Raw genomic sequence first — 13,555 nt, 5'->3', positions numbered from 1 at the left:
AAAGGAGTGGAAAAATGAAAAATAAACAAAATTTCCAAAACATTTACCCGCTATCGCCTATGCAAGAAGGTATGTTGTTTCATCATTTAAGCGATAAAGATCAAGATTTTCAAGCGTACTGTGTCCAATCCGCTCTGAAAATTTCCGGTACGTTTAATTTTGATATTGCAGAAAATAGCCTGAATATTCTTGTAAGACGTCATGATTTGTTACGGACAGTTTTTATTCATTCTAAGTTAAGCCGTCCTCGACAAGTTGTATTCAAAAATAGAGAGATGTTCATCCAAATGCATGATTATACTCATTTACAAGGGATTCATAAAGAGCAAGCTATCGAAAAGTTCTTGGCATCGGATTTAAAGGAAGGGTTTGATTTGGTAACTGGCCCTCTATTTCGGGTACAGGTACTGAGATTAAGCGATTTTGAGCATATACTTGTTTTTACGAATCATCATATTATTTTGGATGGCTGGTGCTCTAGAGCTGTTTTAGAGGAATTCTTTGAGATATATGCTACGTTATTGCACCAGGAGCCGGTGAGAGAGAAGAAATCATTTTCTTTTAGTAAATATATTCAATGGATTGAAAATCAGGACAAAGATAAGGCTCATGCCTACTGGAGGGAATATTTAAAAGGACTTGAGACAAATACAGAAATGCCGAGATTCTACAAGAAAGCAACAAAAAAGGGCTTTCAAAAAGGGGAGTTTTATCAAAAAATAAATGATGACTTGCTTCAAAGTCTTGAACGACTATCAAAGCAATACAAAGTCACTGTCCATACTATATGTCAGACAGCTTGGGCTTTGTTGCTCAGTCATTACAACCAATCGAAAGATGTTGTATTTGGATCAGTTGTATCTGGAAGACCACCTGAATTAGAAGGCATTGAGCATGCTGTGGGATTGTTTATCAATACCATTCCAGTCAGAATAAAGATGGAGCCTGAAATGTCTTTTGCACAGCTCCTGCAGAATGTACAAGATTCAAACTTGGAGTCTGAGCGCTATTCATATTGCTCTCTGGCTGAACTTCAGAAAATGACAGAATTTAAGACAGATTTGTTCAGTCATTTGCTTGTTTTTCAGAATTATCCGTCTAATGATACTTCAACAGAAGAGGAAGAAGAACTTTTTGGTTTTCGCATAGAAGAATTTCATGATACCGAGCAAACAAATTATGATTTTCATTTAACTGTTGCTCCAAAGGAACAATACATTATTTTTCATTTTAATCAAAACGTATATGAAAATGATGAAATCCGTAACATAAGCAGACGATTTATCCGTATATTAGAACAGATTATTGAGGCACCTGATATGAGGATGTGTGAAATAGAGCTAATTGATGAGAAAGAAAAAAGGCTTATAACTGAAACATTTCAAACGTCTAATTACAATAGGGGTGAAGACAATCTCACCCTTCATGAACGCTTTGAACAGCAGGCCGCTTGCTTTCCTAATAAAACAGCTGTTTCATTCAATGGAGAATCTCTTACATATGAAATACTAAACAGTCGCGCTAACGAGCTTGCTAAAAAGCTTCGAGGGCTTGGAGTACAATCAAATGACTTAGTAGGTGTTATGCTGGAACGCTCTCACTCATTTATCATAGGCATTCTTGGTATTTTAAAAGCAGGAGCAGCATATGTTCCAATTGATCCAAATTATCCGCTGGAACGGATAAATTATATGATTCAAGATTCGAGAATATCCATTCTTATCACGGATCAAAAAAAGCATGCGGATATATTTCCTACTATTATATATACAGGAAAAGTACTGTTTATAGATGACATGTATAACGGTGACTATTGTGAAAATCTTCCTTCTATTTCCTCTTTACAAGACCTTGCCTATGTCATTTATACATCAGGATCGACAGGAAAGCCAAAAGGAATTCTCACCAAACATGAAAATGTAATGAGAGTGGCTGTAAATACAAATTATGTAGATGTGAAACATGAGGATCGTATTCTACAATTATCTAACCCATCTTTTGATGGCTCGGTATTTGACATTTTCGCAGCATTACTGAACGGAGCAGAATTAATCCTTATTGACCCAAACATCATTCTGTCGCCAAGAGAACTTTCTACGTTCTTAGTAGAACAGAAGATTACAACCATGTTTTTGACTACTGCTTTATTCAATGCAATCATAGCTGAAAATCCAGCAGCTTTTAATGGACTTCATACCGTTTTGTTCGGCGGTGAAAAGGTAACGGTTTCTTTTGTCGAGCAAGCCTTAAAGGAATCTGGATCTAACAAATTCATTCATGTGTATGGGCCGACGGAAAGCACTGTTTTTGCCGCTTTTTATCAAATTCAATCTATTGATAAAAGATTAGGAACTATTCCAATTGGAAAGCCGCTGAATGATACAGAGCTCATAATTTTAAACCAATATGGGCAACTTCAAGCAATCGGTCTGCCTGGTGAACTATGCATAGCTGGGAAAGCTCTTGCCAAAGGATATCTGAATCGTCCTGATTTAACCGACGAGAAGTTTGTCACACATCCGTTTAAAGAACAGGAGAGAATGTATAAAACTGGTGATTTGGTAAGATGGCTTCCTGATGGAGCTATTGAATTTATGGGGCGAATTGATCGTCAGGTGAAAATCCGAGGTTTCCGTATTGAACCAGAAGAAGTAGCGGCCGAATTATTACTCGTCCATAACATAAAAAAATCGTATGTTATGGAAAGAAAAAACGAGCAAGATGAAACATATCTATGCGCTTATTATGTGTCTGATACCAAGAAAGAGTCAAAGGAGATAAGGAACGCTTTGGCTAAACGGCTACCTGATTACATGCTGCCTTCCTTTTTCATTCCATTAAACGACCTTCCAATCACACCGAATGGAAAAACCAATGAAAAAGAACTGCCAGCTCCTGAACTTATGTTAAATCAAGAGGAGGAGTATATTGCACCTAGAACAACGGTAGAAAAGAAACTAGCAGAATTGTGGGAGCAGATTTTAGGGGTAACTCCTGTTAGTATTGGTACCCATTTCTTTGAAGTGGGAGGTCATTCACTCAAAGCTGTTTCTCTGATAGCGGCCATTGAGAGGGAGTTATCGGTTAAATTGTCGATTAAAAAGATTTTTGAACATCCTTATTTAGAGGAAATGGCAATAATGATTGAACAGGAAAAAAATAGGGAAGTGCTTGGTATTCTCCCAGCTCCATCTCAGGACCATTATCCAGCTTCTGCAAATCAGCAACGGATATATGCAATCAGCCACTTACCGGGCGGGGAGCAGAGTTATAACATGCCGTTCCTTTTAAAGGCTCCGCATACTTTACACATTGAGCGTGTTCAGAACACACTTAATATGCTTGTTGAGCGCCACGAAAGTCTAAGAACTTCCTTTGATATGGTTGGGGATGAGCTGGTACAGCGAATCCACTCTTCTGCCAATGTAGAAGTGATGAGAGAAAGAGTATGTGAAGGCGGGCTAGACAAACTTATGTCTAAATTGGTAAAACCATTCGATCTTCATCAGGTTCCACTGTTAAGAGCGGGAGTTTTTGAGTATCAAGGAGATCATCTGCTGTTTATTGATATGCATCACATCATATCAGATGGTCAATCAATTGAGATTTTTATACGGGAATTCATTGAATTGTATAAACACAATCAGCCGCTACCTCCTCTTGCGCTCCAATATAAGGATTATGCTGTTTGGGAAAAGCAGCATGAGATGGATGCGGATGTTTCCTATTGGGAGCAGCAGTTTAAGGGTGATATTCCAGTTTTGACATTGCCTTTTGATGAGAAGCAGACAAGTGGAACAAAGCCAGAGGGTGGCTTTTATATCAGAACGCTTAATCAGGAAATAACAAATCAATTGAAAAAGTATGCCCTGCAACAGAATCAAACTCTCTTTTCACTATTATTAGGGATGTATCAGCTTTTGCTCTCTAAATATACAGGGCAGAAAGATTTAGTAGTCGGTACTCCTTCTGCTGGGAGAAATCATGCGATTTTTGATAAAACTGTTGGGATGTTTGTTAAAACATTACCTATTAGGACTCATTTACCGTCTGCACAGCCAGTAAATGAATTTTTCTCAAAAGTACAGGAGCATTGTTTTGCAGCCTTCGAATGTGATGTGGATCCTGTAGAATGGATTATGAATCGAACTAGTATGACACGGAAGACAAATGGTACTCCTCTTATTCAAACCATGTTTTCGTTTCATCATGAGCAGGAAGAACTTGCTGCACAATGGGAGATACAAAACGTTTTCAATCCCAATGTACAATTTGATCTATCATTGGATGTGTTTGAATACAGTTCCCATTTAGACATCTATTTTGAATATAGTACAAGTTTATTCAGAAAAGAGACTATTGAACAAATGGCCCAAAATTTTGAATATCTTATCCAGACGGTGTTGGCCGATCCACATCAATTGATTGGAGAAATCGGGTTGCTTTCTCAGGAGGAACAAACGCTATTGGCCAGCATGAATGATACTTTTGTACCGATGCCTTCCTACCAATCTATCTCGGCTCAATTTGAAAAGCAGGCTAAGGTGCGTCCGGAGGAAACAGCGGCTGTTTTTAGAGGAAAATCCCTCTCCTACGGAGAATTGAACAGTCGTGCCAATCAGCTAGCACATGCCCTCATTCAACAAGGTGTTGGAACGGATATGTTGGTAGGCATCATGGTTCGCCCATCATTTGATCTACTCATCGGGATGCTGGGAATTTTAAAGGCGGGAGGAGCCTATGTGCCAATTGACTCTCAATATCCAGATAGCCGTATTGAGTACATGCTGAAAGACAGTGCTGTCCCTTTTTTGCTTACACAGTCGGTGTTGAAAGAAAGAATAGACTCATACTCAGGCAAAGTGATTTATTTGGATAAGGGGATGGAAGGAGAGCATACAACGAATCCACCCTCAGTGGCAGAAGGGCATCATCTAGCCTATATGATTTATACTTCTGGATCAACTGGGGAGCCGAAAGGCGTCTTGATTGAACAGCACAGTGTACTGAATTTATGGCAATGGTTTGAAAGGACGTATCATGTGGCTCCTGGAGATGCCATTCTCCATATGACCAATTCTGCCTTTGATGTTAGTGTGGAGGAAACGTTGATTCCGCTTATGTCGGGAGCTGTTGTCATTATTGCGGAAGAACAAGTAGTTTTCCAAAAGGAAACGCTGATCGATTTCTTGAATGAGCACAAAATCCGTATAGCTCAATTTGTTCCAGCAACCTTACGTGTACTTTTAGCTGGACAAACGAAAAAAGCTAAGAATTTAGAAGTGGTCATCTGCGGTGGAGAAAAGTTGGATCCTCAATTGGCTAACCAAATTACATCGCAAGGGTACCATTTATATAATCATTATGGTCCAACCGAAGCGACGGTCGATACACTCGTATGGTCCTGTCTACCTGACAGAGGGGTAATTAAATTGGGAGCGCCCATTGACAATACAAAAGTCTATGTGCTTGATGAAGAAAGAAATCCTGTACCATCAGGTATTCCTGGTGAACTGTATATTGGTGGTGCAGGTATTGCAAGGGGCTATTTGAACCGTCCAGATCAGACGGATCGTGCTTTTGTACCCGATCCATTCGAACAAAATGGGCGCCTCTATAAAACAGGTGACCTTGTCAAATGGCATAGAGATCAGACAATCGAATATCTTGGCAGACTGGACAAACAGATTAAAATCCGAGGCATGAGGATTGAGCCGGGTGAAATTACTGCGAAGCTGTTGGAGTTGGATGAGATCGAGAATGGCTATGTGGTGGCTCATCATGATGAGGAAGGACAAGTAAATCTATGTGCGTATATCGTGTGGAAGAAAGAGAGTGAGCCGCAGAAAATAAGAAGAAAGCTGGCGCAAACTCTACCAGAATATATGATTCCTGTACATTTCATGACAATAGATGAGTTGCCTTTAACGCCAAATGGAAAAGTAAATGAACAGCTGCTTCCAATATCTGAAAAAGAAATAGAGGAAGAATATGTACCGCCTTGCACAGAGACTGAAAAGACGCTCGTTTCCATTTGGCAGGAGGTGCTGGAGACAAATCTAATTGGGAGAAATAGCCACTTCATTAAAGCTGGTGGACATTCCTTAAAAGCTATAGATTTAATGAACAAAATCAGAAAGCAACTATTTACAACAATTTCTTTACAGGATATTTTTGAATATCCACTCTTAAAAGAGCTTGCTAATAAAATTGACAAAACGGGTCAAGCAAAAAAAGAAATCATATCAGTGGCTAAAGAGGCCGAAGAGTACCTGATGACCTCTGCACAAAAACGTATTTATGCAGTTAGTCATTTAATAGGTGCTGACACAACCTATAATATGCCTATTGTTCTAACAGTGCCATTTAAGCTGGAAAAACAAAAGACAGAAAAAGTGATTAAAAGAATAATAGAACGTCATGAAAGTTTACGAACCTCTTTCCAAGTGAAAAATGGCGAAGCAGTACAGGTAGTTCATGCTAACTCTGATTTAGATATAGAAGAAGAAGTACTGAAAGCAGATGAGGTACCTTCACGGATTTCTGCGTGGACTAAGCCTTTTAATTTGAAAAAAGCACCTCTCATGAGAGTAAAAATAGCGAAGGTAGACAATGGAGAGCATTTGCTGTTTTTGGATATGCATCACATAATTTGCGATGGTGTATCAATAGATATATTACTAAATGAATTCTCCTCACTGTATGCTGATGAAAAAGCTGAACTTCCTGTTGTACAGGTGCAGTATAAGGACTATGCAGTATGGAAGCAAAAACAAGATTACAGCCAGTCGAATAATCATTGGGAATCTATTCTGGATGGTCAGCTACCTGTGTTGAATCTACCGACTGATTTTAGCAGGCCAAAGGTTCAACAGTTTGAAGGAGATTATATATCGATTTCAATTAATCGAGAAGTGGGACGTGGTCTTCTAGAGAAGCTGCAAGAGCAGGAAATGACACCTTATGTTTTGTTCCTGGGATTGTATCAGATACTTCTTCATCGATATTCAGGTCAGAATGACATTCTAACAGGAACCCCAGTTTCAGGGAGAGGTCAAATGGGCTTAGAAAATACAATAGGTCTATTAATGAATACACTGCCCATTAGAACAGTTACAACACCACAGATGTCGATAACTAGCTTTTTGGAGCAGGTGAAAAATCAGGTATATAGCATGATGAAATATGCTGATTATCCGCTCGATGAATTCATTGAACGTAAACAGATTAAAAGAAATCTTAATCGGAATTTATTATTTGACACAGTCTTTTCGTTTCATACAGAAGAGGAAGTTTCTTTATGGACACAACTTCAAACAGATCAAAAGACAGCGAAATTTGATTTGACATTTGAGGTCACTCAGTTAAACGACGAATTTCACATCAATATTGAATACAGTACAAACCTATTCCGTGTAGAGAATATTGATAGGATGGCTAGACACTATGTGGAGCTCGTTAAGCAATATCTGACGGGAACGGAGCAGTACTTATATGAAATTGATTTTCGTTTAGATGAAGAAAAACAATTAATTGAGCGTGTAAATGATACTGCTTATCCATTGTCGGTTAATCAGACGGTGTGCACCATGATGAAATTATGGACTGAACATCACCCTGATAGCGTAGCAGCGGTGCATCAAGATAAAATTTTAACCTATAAGGAATTAAACGAAAAGGCTAATGCAATTGCCGATTGGCTTGTGCAGCAAGGGATCAAAAAAGGTGAGATGATTGGAATTATGACAAATCCATCATTCAATATGCTGGCAGGAATTTTCGGTATTTTACAGGCTGGAGCAGTTTATGTACCTATAGACCCAGCATATCCTAAAAAACGGATTGACTATATCTTGAAAGACAGTGAAGTCACCTTCTTGCTGACTGAATCTGAGTATAAGAGTTTGCTAACAGGGTTTGAACAGGAAGTGGTCTTTTTGGATGTCCATCATTTTGAGAAAAATGGATTGTCCAATTCTATTACAGTACAAGGGCATGATGTAGCTTATATGATTTACACTTCCGGCTCTACAGGAAATCCAAAAGGTGTCATGATTGAGCATCATTCATTAATGAATTTGGTTCAGTGGCATCAAAGGAGATTCCAATTAACAGAGGCTGATCGTTGTTTGAAATTTGCTGGTTTTGGATTTGATGCCTCTGTATGGGAGATATTCCCTTGTTTGTCTTATGGGGCATCTCTTTACATCGTCGATGCTCATGTACGACAGGACATATATCAGCTAAATGATTTTATTGAACGTCACCAAGTTACGATTGCATTTATGCCTACGGCCTATTACGAACAATTTTCTCATTTGACAAACAGCTCACTTCGCATCCTTTTAACTGGCGGTGAAGCGTTGAAGACTTGTAAATCGCATTCTTATAAACTTGTCAATAATTACGGACCAACAGAAAATACAGTTGTTTCCACAAGTGGTGTAATTGAAAGCGATTCTAACATAACTATTGGAATCCCAATTGATAATTGCCGGGTATTCATTGTCAATGATCAATTCCAAGAGCAACCAATAGGAGTAACGGGAGAAATTTGTCTTGCAGGAGCTGGATTAGCAAGAGGATACTGGAATCGTCGTGAAGAGACGAAAGAACGTTTCATACATCATCCGGTTACAAAAGAACGTTTATATAGAACAGGAGATTATGGGCGATGGACATCAAATGGAACAATTGAATACATTGGAAGAGCGGATGAGCAAATTAACATACGCGGATATCGTGTCGAATTGCAGGAAATTATACATGCTATAAAAACGTTGCCCGGCATAAAGGACGTCTATCTTTTACAACATAATATGGGTACGACAGCTGAAAGATTAATTGCCTACATTATTTGTGATCAGCCATTTTTCGTTGACGAAATAAAAAGTCAGCTTTCAGAAAGGCTTCCAGATTATATGGTTCCTTCACAATTTATAAAGCTGGATTACTTTCCTTTAACTGAAAATGGAAAGATAGATAAGATAGCACTGCCAAAACCGATACAAGTAAAAAATGATGCAGAGCAGCAAATAGAGCCTAGAACGAAACTTGAAACCGAAATGAGAGAGATCTGGGGAGAAGTTCTAAATATACCTTCTACTTCTATAGGGATTCATGATGATTTCTTTGAACTTGGCGGAAATTCTATCAATATTTTAAAGATTCTTGCCTTAACGATGGATAAGGACTGGGAGATATCGATTCAAGACTTTTTTGACGGAAAAACGATAGCTGCTATCTGTGATCAAACGGAAATAGAAGAAAATCAAATCGATGATAGTGTATATGTCCGTCCAGCAGAGCTTAGTTTGATTGATGATAAAAGGCTGCATAGCAAAAGTGGTGTATTTTTGACCGGGGCAACAGGATTTTTAGGCATTCATTTGCTGGAAAGGTTACTACGTACAACACAGGGTCATATTATCTGTTTAGTAAGGAGAAATAAGCAATATACAGCAGAAGAGTGGCTCAAACAAGTCTTTTTACAATACTTTCCGAAGGATATTGACTTGATAGAACAAGCATCAGACAGATTAAGTATTGTTGCCGGAGATTTAACAAAAGAACGATTCGGCTTAACCTATGACATATACGAAGATATTAAAAAACGAACAGAGCATATCTTTCATGCCGCGGCTAAAACGGACCACTTTGGACAGTTTAACGAATTCAAAGAGTTCAATATAAATGGTACAAAAAGAATATTGGAATTTGCAGGCGACAATAAAAAACTTCATTATATTTCGACTATGAGTGTAGCAGGTCATGTCGCAAAAGGTGAAGAGGAAAGAGTTTTTACTGAAGAAGACTTTTTCATTGAGCAGGAGATAGATGACAATGTTTATGTGAAAAGTAAATTTTTAGCTGAGCATGAAGTCATGCATGCCGTTGCTCGTAAAGAGGTGAATGCAACTATTTATCGCATAGGATTGATTACAGGGCGACACGTGGATGGATGCGTCCAATTGAATTTGAGGAAGAATGCATTCGCAAATACACTTGAAACTATCTATCATCTAGGAGCTGTTTCAGAGGAAATTGTTGGCCAGTTATTAGATGTTTCACCAGTGGATTTATGTAGTGAAGCAATTTTAAAACTTGCCTCCTCTTATAGTAATAAACCTGTTTTTCATATTTATAATCCGTATAAAATTAATATACAGAAAATGTTTAATTTAGGAGGCATTGAAATAAATAAGGTGCCAGATCATGAGTATGAATTGCTAGTAGAATCCTATGCTAATGAAAAAAACTATCAAAAGATTTTAGGGTTTACTTATTATATTGTGAAGGAGAATGAGGCGTATCGTGCCGTAGTAAAAAGTAAATGTGATGTAACAGTTCACTATTTAAAACAGTGCGGTTTTGAATGGCCAGAGCCTTCAGTTGATTATATAAAGAAACTATTTTCAATGATGAGGGAAAAAGGATATTTTTTAGAAATGCATATAAAAAACATTTAATAGGATAGGTATTACCCTCACTTTTCTTATGAAAGGTGGGGGGATTGTTTTAAGGGGGAACGATAAAATGCTTATGTTAAAAGCAGAAGGGTGTAAAGCTACTAGAAATGAAAAGGTGATTTTTGAAAACGTTCATTTAGATATAGAAGAAAAGCAGAGAGTAGCCATTATTGGCAGTAATGGTGTTGGTAAAACGACATTGCTTAAAGCACTATTTGGTAAGGTGCAATTAGAAAAGGGAAAAATTATGAGAAGGTATCCTGCAGATGCTTGGGGATGGGTTGAACAGATGGAGGAACTAGCGGATGTGACTCTTTATGAATATGTTAGTTTGGTTCGTCCTGAGCTGGCAACTTATCAAAAGAAGATTGATGAGCTTCAAAAAAAGATGTCGATTGTAACAAAAGAGGAGCTAGAAGGCTTGATGGAGGAATACACGACATTTTATGAGCGTTTTATCGCAATGGATGGTTTTCAATTTCAAACGGAAATTGAAAAGCACCTGAGTCAATTACAGTTGCCCCCAGCAAGCTGGTACATGCCTTATAGTCAATTAAGTGGTGGAGAAAAAACTAGGGCGCAATTAGCTAGGACGATGCTCAAAAATCCAAAATTTTTAATTTTAGATGAACCAACCAATCATTTGGACAAAGATGCAATTGAATGGCTTACGAATTGGATTAAAGCTAGTGATACAACCGTATTGTTCGTTTCTCATGATAGACATTTTATTGATCAGGTGGCTGATGTAACGTATGAGTTGACAGCAGGAGGAACAAAAAAGTACAAAGGCGGTTATTCAGCATATAAAAAACAGAAGGATCATGAAATATTAACCCATCAGAAACTTTACGCCAAACAGGAACAAAAAAAGAAAGAGTTATTAGAGTCAATTAACCGTTATAAGCAATGGTTCCAGCAAGCCCAAAAATCATCTGGAAAAGATGATTCTGCTGCGCAAAAAAACAATTTCTCATCGAGGGCAACGAAAAGCGCCTCACGATTTAAGGCGCTTGAAAAAGCATTAGATCGCCTTGAGAAAAATAAAATAGAAAAGTACAAAGAAGCAGATCGAGTGAAGCTTGATTTTCATGAAACAGATTTTGGAGCCTCACGTCTTTTGCAAATACGTCAAATGACATTTGGATATGATGGTATTCCTATTTTTAAGGATTTTAACTTAGATGTGAAACGCTCCGAGAGATTAGCTGTAATTGGGCCAAATGGTTCCGGGAAAACTACTCTACTTCAGCTTATTTTAGGACGGAAGCAGCCGGAAGAAGGAATGGTACAGCTTCATCCTAGATGTAAGGTTGGTTATTTTTCACAAGAGCTTAGTGATCTGGACGGAAGCGATACAATATTGGATCATATTATGAAAATTCCTAATTTAACTCAGACAGAGGCAAGGACAATTCTCGGCTGTTTTCTGTTTAAAAGAGATAATGTGCTCAAAAGAATATCTCATTTAAGCATGGGTGAAAAATGTAGGGTCGCCTTTGTAAAATTATATTTCTCCGGCGCCGACTTACTCATTCTCGATGAACCGAATAATTATTTAGATATTGAGACGAGAGAGACGATTGAAGAGGCGCTTCAAGAATTTCCAGGTACGATAATTGCTGTTTCACATGACAAATATTTTTTGAGAAAAATTGCAGATAGAATACTAGATTTAGGAAGCACAAGCAAAAGAGTATTTGAAGGCTCTTATTCTGATTATGAGCGGGAGAAACAAAATAAAGAATCAAAATTAACAGTAGAAATGCAAAATGAACTTTTCTATTTGGAAATCAAGAGGCAGAATTACTTGTCAGATAGTCCTGTAAATGAAGAAGAGCAAGAGGAGATTTTAGCAAAAATTTACGAAATTAATCAAAAAATCGACAAAATTAAAAAGCAGGCTTATCGTAATTAATAAAAATATGCAGGCTCATAAATCCAGCAGTTGTTGGCAAAATTGAAAACTTTTCTTCATATTATAGGATGCTAGGTAAAGAAATGAAGTACTAATTCTATTATTGAAACGGAGGAGGGAGCGATATGGTAAATTAAAGTATTTTAACATAAAAAATCCTCATAACACAGACTTATAAGCAATTTTAAGTTATGCATATTCCTATTTCAGGTATAAAATTTTTAAATGAATTAATGTTGATAAATCTAATATATTTAAAGATAAATAATAATAGGAGAATGACATATGGTTTCAAAAATTAAGCTTTTTTGTTTTCATCATGCAGGTGGGTCTTCGTCAGCCTACTACAATTGGAAGGATTATTTAAACAAGGATATTGAGATTATCCCTATTGAATTAGCTGGAAGAGGGAAACGTTTGAAAGTGCCCGTATATACAAGTATGGAAGAAGCGGTATTAGATATTTACGATTTGATGAAACCTAATTTAGATGGTTCTCCATTTGCGATATTTGGACATAGTGTGGGAGCTTTATTAGTATATGAAATGATTCAGAAAATCCATGATGTCAAAGGAATAAGTCCAATACATGCATTTTTCTCAGGGCGACTACCTGTTCATACTATAGATCAGCAAAAGCGTTACACTTTACCAGATCAAGAACTAAAGAAATACATAGTAGACTTAGGGGGAATTCCATTAGAATTACAATCTTATGATGAAATATTAGATATGTTTCTCCCGATCATTAGAGCAGACTTTAAACTAGTTGAAACTTATGAGCTTAAAGGAAAAATAAGTCCTTTTACATTTAATATTTCTATTCTATACGGTTACGATGATAAGCTAGTAGATAATCAAAGATTGATAGAGTGGACTGATTATACTAGTAAACAATGCTATTTTTATGGATATCTGGGAGGGCACTTTTTTATTAATGATTTTACAGAAGAAGTTGTTAAAGTAATAAATAAAACATTAAGTTCATCCGATTTTCAAAGTAAAATATTATAAATGAGACTTTAATATTTCTATGTTTTTTATAGGGGAATTATCAGAAAAACACCAAAAAGGGAATGACTTCTCTTGTTTCTTCTCCAATTTTTTTCGTAGTTTTACACGTTGGTACTCGCACATCTATTAAAGAAACTTAAAAGGTTTATAAAGG

The 13,555-nt window shown here is 37.2% G+C and carries 3 protein-coding genes; all 3 read left to right on the top strand.

From position 1 onward, the window contains the following. Positions 1 to 14: 14 nt before the first annotated feature. A complete protein-coding gene (locus QCI47_RS28980; RefSeq protein ID WP_353812038.1) occupies positions 15 to 10,469 on the top strand; it encodes an amino acid adenylation domain-containing protein in 10,455 nt (3,484 codons plus the stop codon). A gap of 67 nt (positions 10,470 to 10,536) precedes the next feature. Next, the gene (gene abc-f / locus QCI47_RS28975; protein ID WP_000928863.1) at positions 10,537 to 12,387 is read left to right on the top strand and encodes a ribosomal protection-like ABC-F family protein; all 1,851 of its coding nucleotides are present in this window, start codon (positions 10,537 to 10,539) and stop codon (positions 12,385 to 12,387) included. Positions 12,388 to 12,672: 285 nt separating this feature from the next. After that, on the top strand, positions 12,673 to 13,401 hold the full coding sequence (locus QCI47_RS28970; protein WP_000253753.1) for a thioesterase II family protein: 729 nt from the start codon (positions 12,673 to 12,675) through the stop codon (positions 13,399 to 13,401). Positions 13,402 to 13,555 lie beyond the last annotated feature (154 nt).

The organism is Bacillus cereus group sp. RP29, from assembly GCF_040459765.1.
Lineage (GTDB): Bacteria > Bacillota > Bacilli > Bacillales > Bacillaceae_G > Bacillus_A > Bacillus_A paranthracis.
Note: the sequence above shows the minus strand (reverse complement) of the source record. Positions and strands in the feature narration are given on the sequence as shown.

Coding starts and splice junctions, on each gene's coding strand:
- QCI47_RS28970 (WP_000253753.1), top strand. CDS start 12,673: ATGGTTTCAAAAATTAAGCTTTTTTGTTTTCATCATGCAGGTGGGTCT.
- QCI47_RS28980 (WP_353812038.1), top strand. CDS start 15: ATGAAAAATAAACAAAATTTCCAAAACATTTACCCGCTATCGCCTATG.
- abc-f (WP_000928863.1), top strand. CDS start 10,537: ATGCTTATGTTAAAAGCAGAAGGGTGTAAAGCTACTAGAAATGAAAAG.